This window comes from Streptomyces sp. H27-D2, from assembly GCF_035828615.1.
In the GTDB taxonomy this organism is placed as follows: domain Bacteria; phylum Actinomycetota; class Actinomycetes; order Streptomycetales; family Streptomycetaceae; genus Streptomyces.
Map to the genome: position 1 here is coordinate 11598 of NZ_JAYMZR010000020.1, position 17994 is coordinate 29591.

Here is a 17994-nt window from a genome sequence, read left to right on the forward strand (position 1 = left end):
GCGTACGCGGATACGGGGGCGCGTACGCGTACGAATGCGCCCCGGGGCACGCCCACCGGCGCGAGCCGGCGTGCCGGATCGAGCAGGGTCGCGGCGGCGGCCGAGCAAGCCGCAGCCACGCTCCGGGGCGTGAACGCGACCCCGCGCGCCGTCGGTTAGCCAACGGCAGGGCAGCCTCCCGCGCCGGGAAACGAGCCGGACCGCAGCGCCTGCCGAGACGATCGATCCCCCCGCGCTAAAAAGTCAGCACCCCTCGCGCCACCCGCCCGTGGTGCGCGTCGTCCGCCGCCTTCGCGAAGTCCTCCACCGGGTAGGTCTCGGTGACGAGTTCATCGAGCAGCAGCCGGCCGGCGCGGTAGAGGTTCGCGTAGAGCGCGATGTCGCGCTGGGGGCGCGAGGAGCCGTAGCGGCAGCCGAGGATGGACTTGTCCAGGTACATGGACGACACCTGGAAGGACGCCTCCGCCGAGGCCGGCGGGACGCCGAGCAGGATCGCCTGGCCACGCCGGTCGAGCAGATCGATCGCCTGCCGGATGAGCCGCACGTTCCCGACGCACTCGAAGGCGTGGTCCGCGCCCGTCGGCAGGATCTCCTTGACGGCGGCGGACGTGTCGGGGACGGCCGAGGCGTCGATGAAGTGGGTCGCGCCGAACTGCCGGGCCATCGCCTCCTTCGCGGGGTTGGCGTCGATCGCCACGATGGTCAGGGCCCCCGCGATCCGCGCTCCCTGGAGAACGTTCAGCCCGATGCCCCCCGCCCCGATGACGACGACCGTCTCCCCGCGGTCCACCCGGGCCCGGTTGAGCACCGCCCCGACGCCGGTGAGCACACCGCACCCGATGAGCGCCGCCGAGGTGAGCGGGATGTCCGGGGCGATCTTGACCGCCTGCACGGCCTTGACGACCGTGCGCTCCGCGAAGGCGGAGTTGGACGCGAAGGCGAACAGCTTCTCGCCGCCGCGCGAGAACGGCCGGTCGGGCATCCCGATCGCCTTGCGGCACATGGTCGGCCGGCCTCGGTCGCACTCCGCGCACGTGCCGCAATTGGCGAGGGTGGACAGCGCGACATGGTCACCGGGCGCTACATGCGCGACGCCCGCGCCGACCGCTTCGACAACGCCCGCCCCCTCGTGCCCGAGCACGACCGGCACCGGGAAGGGGATCGTGCCGTCGATGACCGACAGATCGCTGTGGCACAGCCCGGCGGCGGCCACCGCGACCAGCACCTCACCCGGGCCCGGATCGCGCACCTCCAGGTCGTCGACCACCTGTGGCTGCTTGCCGTCGAAGATGACGCCTCTCATGACAGCGATTCCCTTCAGGAACGTTGATGGGGCGGGTGGTGGGCGGAACGGGATGCGTGGGCTGGACGGGGCGGGTGGGCCGGTCCCCGGTCAGGAAGGCCAGACGAGCGACTGGAGTTCGCTGTACGCGTGCAGGCCGAACGAGCCGCCGTCCCGGCCGATGCCGCTCTCCTTGAATCCGCCGAACGGTGTCTCGGGGTGCCGCTGGACGGTGTTGATCCCGACGTTTCCGCTGCGCAGCCGGGCGGCGAGGGCCCACGCGCGGCCGGCGTCGGCGCTGAAGACGTAGTCGTACAGGCCGTACGGGGTGCCGTTGGCGATCCGTACGGCCTCGTCCTCGTCGTCGTAGGGCAGGGCGACGACGACCGGGCCGAAGAGTTCTTCCCGGGCGACGGCCATCTCAGGGGTGGCGTCGGCGATCAGGGTGGGCCGGACGTAGAAGCCCGGCTTGAGGTCGGGGCGCCGGCCGCCCGTGACGATCCGGGCCCCTTGCTCGCGGGCTCCGGCGATGTAGGACTCGACGCGGTCGCGCTGGGCGGCGCTGATGAGCGGGCCGACGACCGTGGAGTTATCCACAGGGTCACCGAGCGTGAGTGCTTGTGCGTACTGTGAGAGACCGGTGACGACCTGCTCGTACAGCGATCGATGGACGAGCACTCGGGTCGGCGCCGTGCAGATCTGACCACTGTGAAACGACCAGGTCGACGCGACCGCGCCGATCGCCGATTTCAGGACGCGCGCGTCGGCGTCGTCCAGGACGATGGCCGCTCCCTTGCCGCCCAGCTCCATGAGGGTGCGCTTCATCGTCCGGCCCGCCGACTCGGCGATCTTCTTTCCCACGGAGGTGGAGCCAGTGAAGCTGATCATGTCGATACCGGGATGTGCGACCAGGGCCTCACCCGCCTCCGCACCCGACCCTGTGACGATATTGAAGACGCCGTCCGGGAGCCCGGCCTCCTTCAGCAAGGGGCCCAACTCCAGGCAGGTCAGCGGGTCCTGAGGCGCGGGTTTGGCGACGACCGTATTGCCCATGGCCAGCGCGGGGGCGAGTTTGCCGGCGAGGTTGGCGACCGGGAAGTTGAAGGAGGTGATGCAGCCGACGACCCCGACGGGGCGGCGGACCGCCGCGGCCCCGATGAGTCCGCCGGGCGCCAGCGCGCTGGACTTCACGGGCTGCGGGGCGAGCGCGACGGTGTCAGGCTCGACCGCGCCGCGGGCGTAGCGGCGGAATCGGTCGGCGGCGGGCGGCAGTTGCATGCCAGCGGTGACACGCAGGGTCGCGCCGGTCTCCGCCTGGAGCAGTGGCACGAGTTCGCCGGCGCGTTCCGCGAGCAGCTCGGCCATCCGGTCGAGCACGGCTGCCCGCTGCTGCGGCGGGGTCCGCGACCAGCCCTCGTACGCGGCTCGGGCGGCGTCGACCGCGGCGTCGGCCTCGTCCGCGGTGCCCTCCGGGGCGTGTCCGACGACCTCCTCGGTCGCCGGGTTGATGATCGGGTAGTGGCCTTGAGAGGGGGTGTGCCAAGCACCGTTGATCCAGTGCCCGTAGGTATTCGGCTTCGCGTTGACAGCCGGGTTCACGTTGGTGGCCGGGTTCACGTTGATGGCCGGGCTCCCTTCGGGAGGCCGAGCACGCGCTCGGCGATGATGGTGCGCTGAATTTCGTCCGAGCCGCCGTAGATCGTGTCGGCGCGGGTGAAGAGGAAGAGGCGTTGCAGGGCGTCGAGTTCATACGGCCGGTCGGCGGACCAGTCGTAGGGGCCCACGGCGGCGGGCGCGCCACGCACCTGCATCGCCAGCTCACCGAGCCGCTGATGCCAACCGCCCCACAGCAGCTTGGCGACACTCGCCGCGCCGGGGTCCGCCCCACCCGGCCTGCCCTGTCCGCCCGTCCCGCTCTGCGCGCCCAGCGTCCGCAGCGCGTTCCAGCGCATGGATTGGAGTTCCGCCCACTGCCGTACGAGCCGGTCGCGCACCGTCGGCTCATCCGCCGCGCCGGTCCTCAGCGCGACCCGTACGACCTCGCCCAACTCGCTCGCGAAGCCGATTTGCTGGACGAGCGTGGAGACCCCGCGCTCCAGGGCGAGCAGCCCCATCGCGACCTGCCAGCCGCCGCCGGCACCACCCACCACATGTTCGGCGCGGGCCGCCGCTCCGTCGAAGAAGACCTCGTTGAACTCCGAGGTCCCGGAGAGCTGCCGGATCGGCCGGACCTCGATCCGGCCCGGCTGGTCCATCGGAACGAGCAGAAAGGAGAGCCCATGATGACGGCGGGAGCCCGCCTCGGTCCTGGCGAGGACGAAGCACCAGTCGGCCTCGTGCGCCAGCGAGGTCCAGATCTTCTGACCGGTGATCCGGTAGCCGCTGTCGCCCGCGTCGAGCGTGGCGGCGGTACGTATCCCGGCCAGGTCCGAGCCCGCCTCGGGTTCGCTGTAACCCTGGCACCAGAGTTCCTCGCCGCGCGCGATCGGCGGCAGGAAGCGGTCCCGCTGCGCCGGGCTGCCGTATGCCAGCAGGGTGGGCGCGAGCAGGTTCTCGCCGATGTGCCCGACCCGACCGGGGGCCTGTGCGCGGGCGTACTCCTCGGCCCAGACGACCTGTTGGGTGAGCGTCGCGCCCCGGTTGCCGTAGCCGCCGTGCGCCCGGTCCCAGCCGAGCCCGATCCAGCCGTCCGCGCCGAGTTCGCGCTCCCAGCCGCGCCGGTCCTCGGCTCCCTCGTGCTCGCTGCCGGGGCCGCCCCGGCCCTTGAGCCCGGCGTACGGGCCGACCAGATGCGCGGCCAGCCAGGCCCGCGCCTGTGCCCGGAACCGCTCGTCCTCCGGCCCGAAACTGAAGTCCATCCCGCTCCCCTCTCCCCGCCTGGCCCCGCCCCGATGTGTCCGCGGCCGCTGAATGCCCCGACCCCGCCCCCGCCCCCGCCCCCGTCCTCGTCAGCCGTTGGGCCGGTCCTTGGCCGTCGCGGCCTCGGCCATCGCTTCGAGCTGCGTCAGCAGCGGCATCGGGTCGGTGCCCACCGTCCCCGGCAGGAAGTCGGCGATCCGCTCCGGCGTCCAGCTGCCGTCCGCGTAGCCGGCCCGGAGTTCGCGCGGCTGGGCCCAGACCGCGATCTTGGGTCCGGCGATCGTGTAGACCTGCCCGGTGATCCGCTCCGCGCGGGCCCGCTCGCTGAGCAGGTAGACGACCAGCGCCGCGACGTCCTCCGGCTCACCGATCTCCTTCAGCTCCATCGGCACGTTCGCCGACATCCGGGTCCGTGCGACCGGCGCGACGGCGTTCGCGGTCACCCCGTATTTGTGCAGGCCCAGGGCCGCGCTGCGGACCAGCGAGATGATCCCGCCCTTGGCCGAGCTGTAGTTGGCCTGCGCGACGCTTCCCTGGTGGTTGCCGCTGGTGAAGCCGATCAGGGTGCCGGAGCCCTGTTTGCGCATCACGGCCGAGGCGGCCCGGAAGACGGTGAAGGTGCCCTTCAGGTGGGTGGCGATGACCGGGTCCCACTCCTCCTCGGACATGTTGAAGAGCATCCGCTCACGCAGAATCCCGGCTACGCACACCACCCCGTCGAGCCGGTCGTACGAAGCGAGCGCCGTGTCCACGATCCGCTGCCCGCCGGCCATGGTCGAGACGTCGTCGGCGACGGCGACGGCCTCGCCGCCCGCCGACTCGATCTCCTTCACGACGGACGCCGCGATGTCGCTCGTCGGCTCGCCGCCCTCGATGGACACGCCGTAGTCGTTGACCACGACCTGTGCGCCCTCGGCGGCGCAGGCGAGCGCGACGGCCCGCCCGATGCCCCGCCCCGCGCCGGTCACGGCGATCACCTTGCCGGCCAAGAAGTTCCCCACGTCGCGCCCCTTCCCGCAGTTTCTGACGGACCGTTAGATTCTATGAGCACAGCAGAGCCCGAGCACAAGCCCCGTACACACCGCGCTTTCCGGAGAACCCCGCGAGCGGAACCCCCGCGAGCGGCCCAAAGAGGTCCGGGGGAGGCGTCCAACGCGGGGCGCGCGGGACGCCCAGTCCGTCGCCGGCCAAGGAGGCCCTCATGGCACTGCCACCCGAGTTCCACGACATCGCCAAGCGCGTGAACAACTGGGGCCGTTGGGGAGCGGACGACGAGATCGGCACCCTCAACCTGATCACCGACGAGGTCGTACGGGACGCCGCCGCCACAGTCCGAACCGGCCGTCGCGTCCCGCTGGCGCTCCCGCTCCAGCAGGACGGCGTGCAGACCGGCATGATCCCGGGCCGGGTCAATCCGCTGCACACGATGGTCGCGATCAACCTGGAGATGTTCGGCCCCGACACCGTCGCCACCACCGACGACGCCGTGACGATGGGCCTCCAGGCCGCCACCCACTGGGACGGCCTGACCCACGTATCGCACTCGGGGAAGATCTACAACGGCCGCCCCGCGGACTCGATCACCGCGCACGGCGGCGCGGCCTTCGGCGGGATCGAGAAGGCGCGGCACATCGTCTCCCGCTGCGTCCTGCTCGATGTGGCCCGCGCTCTCGACATGGCCCGAGCCGCCTCCGGCGACCCCGCCGCGACCACCCCCGCCTCACGGCTCGACGGGGGCCACGCCGTAACCCCGGAAGCCCTGGACGCGGCCGAGGAACTCGCCGGCACCAAGGTCAGGGCCGGGGACATCGTGCTCGTGCGGACCGGCCAGATCCAGCACTACCTGGCCGGCGACAAGAACGGCTACGCCTTCCCGTCCCCCGGCCTGTCCATCCGCACGCCCGAGTGGTTCCACGCCCGCGATGTCGCCGCCGTCGCCAACGACACCCTCACCTTCGAGATCTTCCCGCCGGAGATAGAGAACCTCTGGATGCCCGTGCACGCCCTCGACCTGGTCGAGATGGGGATGCTCCAGGGGCAGAACTGGAATCTGGAGGAGCTGTCGGCGGTCTGCGCGGAGGAGGGGCGTTACGCCTTCCTGCTGTCGGCGATGCCCGAGCCCTTCGTCGGCGGCTCCGGCGCTCCGGTCGCCCCGGTCGCGATCTTCTAGGACCACGACGCTTCCAGCATTTCGACGACCGGACCGGCAAACCACACCCGGCCAGCGGACGACTGCACGCGGCCACACCTGGCGTACCCGTGGACAGCCGCCCGACTACAGCCGACCGACTACACCCGGTTACTGACAGCGCACGGCGGCTCGTAAGCCCCCATCAACAGCGGCTCGCCGCGGTCCACCTCGCACCAGATGCGCTTGCCCGCGCCTTCCGGCTGCCAGCCCCAGCGGTCCGCGAGGTCGTCCACCAGTTCCAGGCCGCGGCCGTTGGTGTCCGCGTTGTCCGCGTGCCGCTGGCATGGCGGGCGGGCGCTGGAGTCGGCGACCTCGACCCGCACGGTGCCCTGGCCGGCGCCGGCGGCGTTGACCGAGGGCACCCGCATGCCGCGCCCGGCAATGTCATCGTCCGGTACGCCCGGGAACCACATCCGCAGCACAGCCGGACAGCCGGTGTGCACGACCGCGTTGGTGACCAGCTCCGAGATCAGCAGCAGGAGCGTCTCGGCCAACGGCTCGTCGTCCCGTATCCCGGACCCGGCGAGCCGTGAGCGCGCCCACCTCCGGGCACGCCCCACCTCCGCAGGGTCGGGCCTGACCTCCAACTGAACCTGAAGCACCTGCACCGCTCACACCATCCGAACCGGCGGACACATCGCCTCGCGCCTCCACGTGATCACACACCGTGATCCCGTTGAAGAACAGCATGGTTGACGCACAGTCACCCCAACAAGCGCTTCGGGCATATTCCGGCGCAAAGGAGTACGCGTACTGCATACTGTGCGACGAGCGCTGCGGGGAGTCGAACAGTGGGGCGCATCGCGCTCCCACCCGTCGCGAGCGGCGCGCATCCGACAGCTCGGCGTCGCCACACAGGCAACACCGGGATAGTTGCGCCCGAGGACCACTCGCATCCAACGGAGCGTACCCGAGCCGGGCTCCGACTCCACCCCGTGACGAGTCACGCCTAGGACACAACCCGATATCGACGCTCGGTAACGGCCCATGATGACAATCCCGTCATTTACCGATATTTAGCGCTACGAGTCGACATTCGCCCCCCGAAGCAGTCCGGCCGCGAGCGCCTCCTCGCCGGCCGCCGCCGGCTGCCACTGCTCGGCCCGCAGCCAGGCCCGCTTGAGGTGCAGGTGCACCTCCGCCTCCCAGGTGAAGCCCATACCGCCGTAGACCTGCAGGCAGTCACGGGCATTGCGGACGGCGGCCTCGTCGGCCAGCAATTTGGCGGCCGCGATGTCGAGCGCGCCCCCGATGGCCGCTGCGGCATAGACACCGCTCCGGGCGATTTCTGCGCGTACGAGCATCTGTGCGCACATATGTTTCACGGCTTGGAACGCCCCGATCGGTTGCCCGAACTGTGAGCGCTCGCGTGCGTACCGGACAGCCATCTCGACCGTACGGGCCGCGCTGCCGAGCTGTTGGGCGGCCGTGAGCAGGGCGGCTTCCCGCCGCAGCACCGCAGCGACGGGGGCCCCGGCGGGCGCACCGGTGAGGCCCGGCGCGCCGAACCCCTCATGCAGCACCCGGTGCAACGGCGTGACGGGGTCCACGGACCGTATCAACTCGACCACGAATCGCGACGACGCACCGCGCTCCGTGGGGGCTGACTGCCCTGTCAGCCCCCACAGCTCCGACGGCCCCGACAGCCCTGCCGGGCTCCCCCGCATCCCGCTGATCCAGGCCGGCGGCACCACGCGGACGCCCTCGCCCTCGCCCTCCGCATCGCACTCCCCACCCGGCTCCCCACCCAGAGACAGCACCACATCGGCCGCCCGCAAGTACTCGACCAGCCCCTCCCCCGACGACCGCCCGCCCCCGTCGATCATCGTCACGACGGTCCGCCCGTCCGCCGCGCCCTCGATGAAGCCGGCCGCCAGGTGCGTCGCGACCAGCGGGCCCGGCAGCAGGACCCGGCCCGCCTCCTCGAAGATCAACACCGCTTCGGGCAGACCGAGTCCGACGCCCCCGTCCGCCTCCGGCAGCCGCAGACCGAAGAAGCCGGCCGCACCCAGCTCGGCCCACAGCGCCCGGTCCAGCACCGGGGCCGCCCCAAAACTCCCGCCACCAGTCTCCTTCTCCCCACCAATCCCTCCCTCCCCATCGCTCCCATATCCCGCATCCGCCGCAGCCCGCAGCCCCTCCCTGCCGAACTTCCCGGCCAGCAGCCGCCGCACCCCGTCCCGCAACGCGACTTGATCATCCGTGAGTTGGAAGTCCACGCCGCGATCACCGTCCCTTCGGCAGGCCGAGGATCCGCTCGGCAACGATGTTCTGCTGGATCTGCGAGGTGCCGGCCGCGATCGTGTACGAGAGCGACGAGAGCCGGTCGGCCGTCCACTCGTGTCCGGCGTCGAGCGCTCCGGCGGGGCCCAGCACCTCGGCCGCCACGTCGTACAGCTGCTGCCGCGCCTGCGAGTACCGCAGCTTGAAGACCGATCCGCCGGCCCCCGGCACCCCGCTGCCCCCGGCGCGCAGCGAGCGCTGCGCCTCGCTGACGTTCCACTGGGTGAGCCGCCACAGCGCCGCGAATTCCGCCGCCAGCCTGCCCAGCCGTCTGCGCAGCCCCGCGTCGTCCCAGCGCCCGTTGCACCGGGCCGTACGGGCGAGCGCGCCCAGCGTCCGGCGGCAGGCGACGACCTCGCCGACGAAGGCGGTGCCGCGCTCGAAGGACAGGGTGACCATGGTGACGCGCCAGCCGTCGTTCTCGGCGCCGACCCGGTGGCCGACCGGCACCCGCACGTCGTCGAGGAACATCTCGGCGAACTCCGTCGACCCGGCGAGTGTGCGCAGCGGCCGGACGGTGACGCCCGGCGCGTCCATCGGCATCGCGAGCCAGGAGATCCCCCGGTGCTTGGGGACCGCCTCGCTCACCGGCTCGGTCCGGACCAGCAGTTCGCACCAGTCGGCGACCTCGGCGTGCGAGGTCCAGATCTTGCTGCCGTTGACGATGTACGAGTCCCCGTCCCGGACGGCCCGTGTGCGCAGCGCGGCCAGGTCGGAGCCCGCCTCGGGTTCGCTGAAGCCCTGGCACCAGATCTCGTCGCCGCGCAGGATCGACGGCAGCCAGCGGGCGCGCTGCTCCGCCGTGCCCTCGGCGGCGATCGTCGGCCCGGCGTGCAGCAGCCCGACGAAGTTCGCGCCGACGTAGGGCGCGCCCGCCAGCTCCGTCTCCTCCAGGAAGATCAGGTGCTGGGTGGGGGTCGCGCCCTGGCCGCCCGCGTCGGCGGGCCAGTGCAGTCCGGCGTAGCCGTCGTCGTACAGCGTCCGCTGCCAGGCGGTGTCGTACGCGCGCCGGCCGGGCCAGTCGGCCGGGTCGGGCTTGGGCGGGAGCTTCGGGAGCACCTCGCCCAGCCAGTCGCGCAGGCCACGCCGGAAGTCCTGCTCCTCGTCCGTGTAGGTGAGGTCCATCAGCGGCGCGCCCGCCCGCCGCCCGTAACCGAACCCGTAACCGGGTCCGGACTCGCGACCGGACCCGCGACCGACCGCGCCGCCAACCCGGCGTACTGATCGATGTGCCGGTCCAGGTCGAGCCCGAGCATCCGGATGGCGTTGCCGCGCATGAGCTTGTAGACCGTCTCGTCGCCGAGGCCCTTGACGTGGTCGAGCGCGACCTCCCTGGTGTGCGGGAAGGTCGAGTCCACATGCGGGTAGTCGGTCTCGAAGGTCGCGTTGTCCCGCCCGACGACGTCCAGCGACGCGACGCCGTGCTTGTCCCGGAAGAAGCAGCAGAAGATCTGCCGGTAGTAGTAGCTGGACGGCGGCTCGGGGATCAGGTCGCGCACTCCGCCCCAGGCCCGGTGCTCCTCCCAGACGTCGTCCGCGCGCTCCAGGGCGTACGGAATCCAGCCCATCTGGCCCTCGCTGTAGGCGAGTTTCAGGGTCGGGAACTTCACCAGCACGCCGCTGAAGAGGAAGTCCATCATCGAGGCCATCGCGTTGTTGAAGCTGAGCGCGGCCTGGACGGCGGGCGGCGCGTCCGGGGAGGCGGCGGGCATCTGCGAGGACGAGCCGATGTGCATATTGACGACGGTGCCGGTCTCCTGGCAGACGGCGAAGAACGGATCCCAGTAGCCGGAGTGGATGCTCGGCAGCCCGAGGTGGGTGGGTATCTCGCTGAAGGTCACCGCCCGGACGCCGCGCGCCGCGTTCCGCCGGATCTCGGCCACCGCGAGGTCGATGTCCCAGAGCGGGATGACGCACAGCGGGATGAGCCGGCCGCCGCTGTCACCGCACCACTCCTCCACCATCCAGTCGTTGTAGGCCCGCACGCACGCGAGCGCGACCTCCTTGTCGCGCGCCTCCGCGAAGGTCTGCCCGCAGAAGCGCGGGAAGGTCGGGAAGCAGAGCGAGGCCTCGACGTGGTTGAGGTCCATGTCGGCCAGCCGCGCCTTGGGGTCCCAGCAGCCGCGCCGCATCTCGGCCCGGGTGATCCCCTCCAGCGTCATGTCGTCGCGGTCGAAGCCGACGGCGGCGATGTTGCGCTTGTACGGGAACTTCAGGTCCTCGTAGATCCACCAGTCGGTCGGCGGACCGTCCGGGTCCATGGTGATGACGTACTTGCCGCCGGTGTACTCCAGCTCGCCGATACCGGCTGTCAGCGGCTTGGGCCCGCGGTCGCGGTATTTGGCCGGCAGCCAGGTCTCGAAGAGGTGGGCGGGCTCGATCACATGGTCGTCGACGCTAACGATCCGCGGCAGTTCCATCAGGTTCCCCTCAGGTGTCCGGGTGTCCGGGTGTCCGGGTGTCCGGGTGTCCGGGTGTCCGGGTGTCCGGGTGTCCGGGCGGGCGGTGTGTTCGAGTGGGCGGCCAACCGGGTGGGCGCCACTTTCTGATGACCCGTCAGATTCAGGCTAGCGCCGCGACCTCTGGACCGACAAGGCGCGGGGCTCTACGCTCTCCGCACGATCTGACGAAGTGTCAGTTTTGCTGAACGCCTCTTACACACACCAGCAGGGCAGGCACACCGACAGCGCAGGCACATCGGCAGACACGGGGAGGGCGGCATGACCGACACCGGAATGACGGACATCGCGCACGAGCTGGGAGCCTCGGCGACCCTCTGGGAACTCGTCGAGCGGCGCGCGACGCTCACCCCGGACGCGCTGGTGTTCATCCAGGCCGCGTCCGCCCGGGACACCTCAGACGCCCCGGACGCCCCAGCCCCCACCCCACCCCGCCCCGGCGAGGACCGCCTCACCTTCGGCGCGCTGCGCGACCGCGCCGAGCGGGTGGCCGCCGGGCTGTACGAGTTGGGCGTGCGCCCCGGCAGCCGGGTCGCCTGGCAGCTGCCGACCCGTATCGAGACGGCCCTGCTGTCCTTCGCGCTGGCCCGGCTCGGAGCCGTCCAGACGCCGCTCATCCCGTTCTACCGGGACCGCGAGGTCGGCTACGCGCTGCGCGAGGCGAAGGCGGAGTTCTTCGCGACCCCCGGCGAGTGGCGCGGCTTCGACTACCCGGCCATGGCCGCCCGGCTCGCCCCCGGACTGCCCCGGCCGCCGCTCGTCCTCACCGCGTACGACCGCCTCCCGGACGCCGACCCCGGCATCCTCCCGCCGCCCCCGGCGGACGGCACCTCCGTGCGCTGGATCTACTGGACGTCCGGCACCACCTCCGACCCGAAGGGCGTCCTGCACACCGACCGCAGCCTGCTCGCGGCCGGCTCCTGCCTCGCCCACGCGCTGCGGCTCACCTCGGACGACGTCGGCTCCATGGCCTTCCCGTACGCCCATGTCGCCGGGCCCGACTACACGGTGATGCTGCTCCTCTACGGCTTCCCGGCCGTCCTCTTCGAGCACTTCGCGATGCCCGCCGCGCTCGACGACTACCGGCGGCACGGGGTCACGGTGGCGGGCGGCAGCACCGCGTTCTACTCGATGTTCCTGGCCGAGCAGCGCAAGGACCCGTCCCGCAAGCTGCTCCCCTCGCTGCGCCTCCTCGCGGGCGGCGGCGCGCCCAAGCCGCCGGAGATCTACCACGAGGTCGTCCGCGAACTGGGCTGCCAACTCACCCACGGCTACGGCATGACCGAAGTCCCCATGATCACGATGGGCGCCCCGGACGACTCGACGGAACACCTCGCGACCACGGAGGGGCGACCGCCCGAAGGCATGGAGATCCGCATCGTCAGCCCCGACGGCGAGGCGGATGCCGGCGGCCAGGCGGGCGGCGAGGCGGGGAAGGTGCTCCCCCCGGGCGTGGACGGTGACGTACGGCTCCGGGGCGAGGCCGTCTGCCAGGGCTATCTGGACGAGGCCGAGACCGCGCGGGCCTTCGACGCCGACGGCTTCCTGATCACCGGCGACCTCGGCCATCTCACCGCGGACGGACATCTGGTGCTGACCGGGCGGGCGAAGGACGTCATCATCCGCAAGGGAGAGAACATCTCCGCCCAGGAGATCGAGCAACTCCTCTACCAGCACCCCGGCGTCGGCGGCGCGGCCGTCATCGGCCTGCCGGACCCGGCCAGGGGCGAACGCGTCTGCGCGGTCGTGGAGCAGCCGCCGGGCGCGGTGCCGCTGACGCTGGAGACGATCACGTTCTATCTGCGGGCGGAGGGCTTGTCGGTCCATAAGCTGCCGGAGCAGCTGGAGTTGGTGGAGGCGCTGCCTCGCAACGAGGCGCTTCGCAAGGTGCTCAAGTACAAGTTGCGGGAGCGGTTCTCGGAGCGGGACGCGTGAGAGGGGCGGTCTGCCCGCCCCCTGCCCTCGCCTTGCCGCGCGGGGCGCTACCGCACGACCCGGCAGGAAAGCGACCCCGTCAGCGCGCGGCGGAGTGCCGGATCCCGTACCGCGTCCGTACGATCCACGGCCTTGGCCGTGAGCGTGTGGCGCGGACGTCGGCGGGGACGCCGAGGGACCTCGGGGTGACGATTCGCACGCGGGGGCGCGCACGCCGGAGCGCGCAAGGCCGACGCCCCCGGCGATCGGACCGGGGCTGCTCGCGCCGGTGTCAGGCGGAGAGCGGCTGGGCGGCGTCGTTCGTGGCCGCTACGAGGTCGGGGAAGACGTCGAAGAGGCGGCGGACGCCGAGAGCGGCGAGGACACGGTTCACATGGGAGCCGTCGACGGCTCCCGAAGCGGGCAGGATCAGCCGCAGATTTCCCTGACACGAGCGCATCAGCCGACGCGCGGCAATCAGCACTCCGACGCCACTGGAGTCGCAGAAGCGAACACCTGAGAGATCGAGCACCAGACTGCGACGCCCCTCGGCGACCGCGTCGTGTACGTGCTGGCGGACAGCCGGTGAGGTCACCAGATCCATTTCACCGGAAACCCACAGGACTGCCCAGTCCCCCCGCTCGCCTTCTTCCACCTTCAATGTCACGCGCTCGAAGCCCCTTCACTCGGTCGCCGGTCTCACCATCGACTAGCCGGAAGTAGTCCTTCCAGCCTCGGCTGCCCGGCCTCTCCCTGGCGAAACACCACACGCACCAGGTCATTCTCTTTGAGCTTATGCCCAGGTCGGCCGCTTCTCCTCCGGAGTTGCGGTCACGCCCGCGTAACACATCGGCGTATTCACGCAGCAATGATCCTCGGCCATCATCGGAAACCAGCGCAAAGTGACGACCTCAATACCATCCGGCGTCACTACGGGGGCGCACTTTGACGTAAAGGGGCGTGCGTTGTCAGTCCGGGCGATTACATTCGGTGTGGTGGGCACTTGGATGCCACGTGGATGCTGGGACTTGGACGCAGGGCGCTCGGAGGGGGCCGTATGACGCGTGACGCACCGCCCCGCTGGGATCGCCGGATGCAGCAACGGCTCTCGCGCGGCGAGGCAGCCGCGCTCGGCGAGCTGTACGACCGCTTCGCGTCGCTCGTGCACAGCCTCGCCCACCGCGTCCTCGGCGATGAGAAGGCCGCCGACCGCATCACCCGTGAAGTCTTCGGCTACGTATGGGAAAACCCGGACGCCTACGACCCCAAACAGGGCCCGCTGCGCTCCTGGGTGGCCTCCCTCGCCCACCGCGAGGCCGTGAACCGGCTGCGCCAGGCCGAGATCCAGGGAAACGGCACCCCCGAGCAGATCGAAGCGAAGGTCGACGAGGCGTCCACCGCCGCCCGCGCCGACTTCATCGTCACGTCAATGCCCGCCCCTTTGCGGGCCGCGCTCGAACTCGCCTATTTCCAGCGCCGCAACTACCGCGAGACGGCGGTGGATCTGGGCGTGACGGAGGAGGAGGCGTGCAGGCGGCTCCGGTTGGGCCTGCAACTGCTCTCCACGGCCCACAGTCACTCCCCTCGCGCGATGTCGCCTCCCGGCTACGGAACCGCGCTGTGACCGGCGCGAACGGGCCGGTCGACCCGACCGACCCGGACGGCCGGGACGGTCAGGACGAACCGCCGCGCATCCCGCGTCCCCGGTCCGCCGCGGAGGACAACGGTCCGCTGCCGACCCCGCCGCCCGCGCCACCGGCGGCAGAAGCGGCAACAGAAGCAACAGCGGCGGAAGACGCGACAGCGGACGCGAGCGACCCGCGCGAGCCCGCTACCGGCGAACCCGACCGGAGCGAGCCCACCCCGGAGACACCCCCGGACGCCCCCACCCCGCCCAACGGACTCGGCATCCCGAGGCCCCGCGAGTCCTCCGAGGGCGGCGGCCCGCACCGTCGGCTTCCCGACCGGAGCGCGCCTCGGCCCGCCCCGCGTGAGCGGCCCGTCCCGCGTGAGCGGCCGGGGCCGCCGCCCCAGCCGCAGTCCGAGATCCAACCCGTCGGCTACGGGCACCTCGTTCTCAAGTCGCTGCTGGGCGCCTGGGCCCTGGCGGCCTGTTCGGCGGAGGAGACCGCCGCCGTCGAGGCGCATCTCACCGACTGCGCCGCGTGCGCCGACGAGGCGCTGCGGCTGCGCGACGCGGTGGATCTGCTGCACCCGGAGGACAGCCTCGACCTGGACCCGATGCTGCGCTCCCGGGTGCTGGAGGCGTGCCTCGGCCGCCGTCCGGCCAGGATTCCGGTGCCCCAGTGGGCCGCTCCGTACGACGCGGAGGTGGCCCGGCTCGACGCGCTGCTGCGCGACATCGGCGAGTCCGAGTGGCGGGCGCCGGTGCGGCTGCGGTGGTTCGAGGGTGAGCGGGCGGTCGAGCGGGAGACGACGGTCGCCGAGGTGATCGGCCATCTGATGATCGTGGACGGCCTGGTGGCCACCGCGCTCGGGCTGTCCGACCCGCTCACGACCACGACCACGGCCCCGGGCGTCCCCGGCTTCCTGGCCGCCCCCGCGTCGGCGTCCAGCTCCCCTGCCGGGCCGCACGCTCCCGGGTCGCCCACGGCCCGTACCGAGGCGTACTGGCGCTCGGTCCAGCGGGCGGCGTCCGGCGGATCGCCCACCGCCGGGCCGCCGAGCGCGATCCGCGCCCCGTGGCGCGATCAGGCGCACACCCTGGTCCGTACGGTCTCCTTCGCCGGTGGCGGCACGTCCGAACTCGGCGTCGGTTACGGCGGCTTCGCGCTGCCGCTGCGCGACGCGTTCCTGGAGCGCGCCTTCGAGTGCTGGGTGCACGCGGGGGACATCGCCGAAGCCGTCGACTACCCGTACCGGGCCCCGTCCCCCGGGCACCTCCACCGGATGGTCGACCTGGCCGCGCGGCTGCTGCCCAGCGCCCTCGCGGATCGGCGCAGGGCGGGCCTGGCGGGCCCGCCGGGACGGCTGGTCGCGGCGGGCGCACCGGGCCGCACGCTGCATCTGGAGGTCGAGGGCAGCGGCGGCGGCCACTGGTACATCGCGCTGGACTCCCCCGGAGCCACCGCCTCGCCCGAGGAGTCGGTGGCGCACATAGCCCTGGACAGCGTCGAGTTCTGCCAGCTGACCGCGGGGCATGTGTCGCCCGAGGAAGCAGCCGCGGGCCAGGACGGCGACCGGCAGGCGATACGGGACGTGCTCTTCGCGGCGGCTTCCATGTCCCGCCTCTGACCGGGGGTGCGTCCCGCCGCTGACCAGACCGCGTCACACTGTGGAGAAGACCGCATCCCGGCGCTCACCAGCCCCTGTCCGCACCGCTGGCCAGCCCGAGCAGCCGCGCCCGAACCCGGCTCAGGCGGACCCGGCTCAGGCGAAGATGACCGTCCGGCGGCCGTTGATCAGCACGCGCCGCTCGCTGTGCCACTTCACCGCTCGCGCCAGCGCCTGGCATTCGACGTCGCGCCCGATCGCCACCAGTTGGTCGGGGGTGACGTCATGCCCGACCCGCTCGACCTCCTGCTCGATGATCGGCCCCTCGTCCAGGTCGGCCGTCACGAAGTGCGCGGTCGCACCGATCAGCTTCACGCCCCGCGCGTGCGCCTGGTGGTACGGCTTGGCGCCCTTGAAGCTCGGCAGGAAGGAGTGGTGAATGTTGATGATCCGCCCCGAGAGCTGCTTGCACAGGTCGTCGGAGAGCACCTGCATATAGCGGGCGAGGACGACCAGCTCGACGTCCTCCGTCCGGACCAGCTCCAGCAGCTGCTCCTCGGCGGCGGCCTTCGTCTCGCGCGTCACCGGGATGTGGTGGAACGGGATGTCGTACGAGGCGGCCAGCTCGGCGAAGTCGGTGTGGTTGGACACCACGGCGGCGATCTCGACCGGCAGCGCACCGATCCGCGAGCGGAACAGCAGGTCGTTGAGGCAGTGGCCGAACTTGCTGACCATCAGCAGGATGCGCATCTTGTCCTCGGACCGGTGGATCCGCCAGTCCATCCGGAAGGCGTCGCCGATCGCCGCGAAACTCGCCCGCAGCTTCTCCACCGTCACCGGGGCGTCGGCCGAGAAGTGCACCCTCATGAAGAACAGCCCGGTGTCATGGTCGCCGAACTGCTGACTGTCCTCGATATTGCAGCCGGTCATGAAGAGATAGCTGGACACGGCATGCACGATGCCCTGTTTGTCCGGGCAGGACAGCGTCAGGACGTACTGTTCGGGCTGTTCGGGGGCAGCGGGCTGCGAATCGCTCATGACCCCATAGCGTGGCACACCCCGCGCGCACACCGGGACCACCCGGCCAGCGCCGCCAGGAGGACCGCGACGAGGGCCACGAGGAGGACCGCGAGGCCAAGCCCCGCCACCCCCGCCGGACAGCCCGCCGCAGGCGCTCCCCGTCAGGCGAGGCGCTCTACCTCAAGCGCCCTACCTCAAGCGCTCCGCCTCAAACGCTCCGCGTCATGATCGCCAGCACTTCGAGCGAGCGCGGCGGCGCGTCCGGGTCCTCGCCGTCGCTCGTCGCCATCCGTACGTGCGCGTCCCGGGCGGCGCGCAGGGCCTCGGGCCAGCCGTGGTGTTCGATGTAAGCGCCGACCTGGGCGTCCGGGCCGACCTGATGCATGATGCGCAGCACCCGCAGCACGGCGACGTCCACCATCGCCGCCTCCTGCGAGTCACGGAAGATCGTCCCGACGTATTTCTCGGCGGACCAGTTGTCGAGCCAGGTGTCCTCGACGAGCCGGTAGACGGCGTCGGTGACGTCCCCGTATCCGGGGAGGCCGGCCAGCCAGCACTCGCGCTGGAAGACCGGGTCGGAGAGCATGTGCAGCGCCGAGCGCACATTGCAGCGCCAGCGCCACCAGGGCATGTCATTGAGCGGCATGCCACCCATGGTGGGCGAGCGACAGCCGCGACGGGAAGAGTTCTCCGAACCTTGCACGGTGATCGATCGTACGTTCTCCACAGCCCGGCCGGACCCTGCCCCCTGA

The 17994-nt window shown here is 71.5% G+C and carries 14 protein-coding genes and 1 pseudogene; 4 read left to right on the forward strand and 11 right to left on the reverse strand.

The genetic code is table 11. The annotated features are described in order from the left end of the window. Nucleotides 1-235: 235 nt before the first annotated feature. The 4 genes from QMK28_RS10835 to QMK28_RS10850 form a co-directional block, all read right to left on the reverse strand. On the reverse strand, nucleotides 236-1303 hold the full coding sequence (locus QMK28_RS10835) for a Zn-dependent alcohol dehydrogenase (protein WP_326436859.1): 1068 nt from the start codon (nucleotides 1301-1303) through the stop codon (nucleotides 236-238). Nucleotides 1304-1393: 90 nt separating this feature from the next. Next, nucleotides 1394-2899, reverse strand: coding sequence for an aldehyde dehydrogenase family protein (locus QMK28_RS10840; protein ID WP_326436860.1), 1506 nt, complete (start codon nucleotides 2897-2899; stop codon nucleotides 1394-1396). After that, complete coding sequence (locus tag QMK28_RS10845) at nucleotides 2896-4140, reverse strand: acyl-CoA dehydrogenase family protein (RefSeq protein ID WP_326436861.1); 1245 nt, start codon at nucleotides 4138-4140, stop codon at nucleotides 2896-2898. Before QMK28_RS10845 ends, QMK28_RS10840 begins: the two co-directional genes overlap by 4 nt. Before the next feature lie 90 nt (nucleotides 4141-4230). Next, entirely contained in the window at nucleotides 4231-5142 is a 912-nt protein-coding gene (locus QMK28_RS10850; protein ID WP_326436862.1) for an SDR family oxidoreductase, read from the reverse strand. Nucleotides 5143-5342: 200 nt separating this feature from the next. Here QMK28_RS10850 and QMK28_RS10855 point away from each other — a divergent pair, with 200 nt between their 5' ends. Beyond that, nucleotides 5343-6311 (forward strand): cyclase family protein, encoded by a 969-nt coding sequence (locus tag QMK28_RS10855; RefSeq protein ID WP_326436863.1) that lies wholly within the window; start codon nucleotides 5343-5345, stop codon nucleotides 6309-6311. Nucleotides 6312-6430: 119 nt separating this feature from the next. Here QMK28_RS10855 and QMK28_RS10860 read toward each other — a convergent pair whose 3' ends face one another. From QMK28_RS10860 to QMK28_RS10875, 4 genes and pseudogenes are all read right to left on the reverse strand, one after another. Next, nucleotides 6431-6940 (reverse strand): ATP-binding protein, encoded by a 510-nt coding sequence (locus QMK28_RS10860; protein WP_326436864.1) that lies wholly within the window; start codon nucleotides 6938-6940, stop codon nucleotides 6431-6433. A 414-nt stretch (nucleotides 6941-7354) separates the two neighbouring features. Further along, entirely contained in the window at nucleotides 7355-8551 is a 1197-nt protein-coding gene (locus QMK28_RS10865; protein WP_326436865.1) for an acyl-CoA dehydrogenase family protein, read from the reverse strand. 7 nt (nucleotides 8552-8558) lie between these two features. Then, the gene (locus tag QMK28_RS10870) at nucleotides 8559-9740 is read right to left on the reverse strand and encodes an acyl-CoA dehydrogenase family protein (RefSeq protein ID WP_326436866.1); all 1182 of its coding nucleotides are present in this window, start codon (nucleotides 9738-9740) and stop codon (nucleotides 8559-8561) included. A gap of 107 nt (nucleotides 9741-9847) precedes the next feature. Continuing rightward, a pseudogene (locus tag QMK28_RS10875) lies at nucleotides 9848-11035 on the reverse strand (amidohydrolase family protein); the annotation flags it as partial. Nucleotides 11036-11335: 300 nt separating this feature from the next. On the opposite strand from QMK28_RS10875, the gene QMK28_RS10880 reads away from it, so the two are divergent. After that, complete coding sequence (locus QMK28_RS10880) at nucleotides 11336-13009, forward strand: class I adenylate-forming enzyme family protein (RefSeq protein ID WP_326436867.1); 1674 nt, start codon at nucleotides 11336-11338, stop codon at nucleotides 13007-13009. A 271-nt stretch (nucleotides 13010-13280) separates the two neighbouring features. Here the strand turns inward: QMK28_RS10880 and QMK28_RS10885 are convergent, their stop codons facing one another. Then, a complete protein-coding gene (locus tag QMK28_RS10885) occupies nucleotides 13281-13655 on the reverse strand; it encodes an STAS domain-containing protein (RefSeq protein ID WP_326436868.1) in 375 nt (124 codons plus the stop codon). 390 nt (nucleotides 13656-14045) lie between these two features. Here QMK28_RS10885 and QMK28_RS10890 point away from each other — a divergent pair, with 390 nt between their 5' ends. Both QMK28_RS10890 and QMK28_RS10895 read left to right on the forward strand, forming a co-directional pair. After that, entirely contained in the window at nucleotides 14046-14612 is a 567-nt protein-coding gene (locus QMK28_RS10890; RefSeq protein ID WP_326436869.1) for a sigma-70 family RNA polymerase sigma factor, read from the forward strand. Then, a complete protein-coding gene (locus QMK28_RS10895) occupies nucleotides 14609-16243 on the forward strand; it encodes a zf-HC2 domain-containing protein (protein ID WP_326436870.1) in 1635 nt (544 codons plus the stop codon). Before QMK28_RS10890 ends, QMK28_RS10895 begins: the two co-directional genes overlap by 4 nt. A gap of 135 nt (nucleotides 16244-16378) precedes the next feature. On the opposite strand, the gene purU is transcribed toward QMK28_RS10895, so the two are convergent. After that, complete coding sequence (gene purU / locus QMK28_RS10900; RefSeq protein WP_326436871.1) at nucleotides 16379-17260, reverse strand: formyltetrahydrofolate deformylase; 882 nt, start codon at nucleotides 17258-17260, stop codon at nucleotides 16379-16381. Between the two features lie 190 nt (nucleotides 17261-17450). Continuing rightward, a complete protein-coding gene (locus tag QMK28_RS10905; RefSeq protein WP_326436906.1) occupies nucleotides 17451-17951 on the reverse strand; it encodes an SCO4402 family protein in 501 nt (166 codons plus the stop codon). Between the last annotated feature and the right edge of the window lie 43 nt (nucleotides 17952-17994).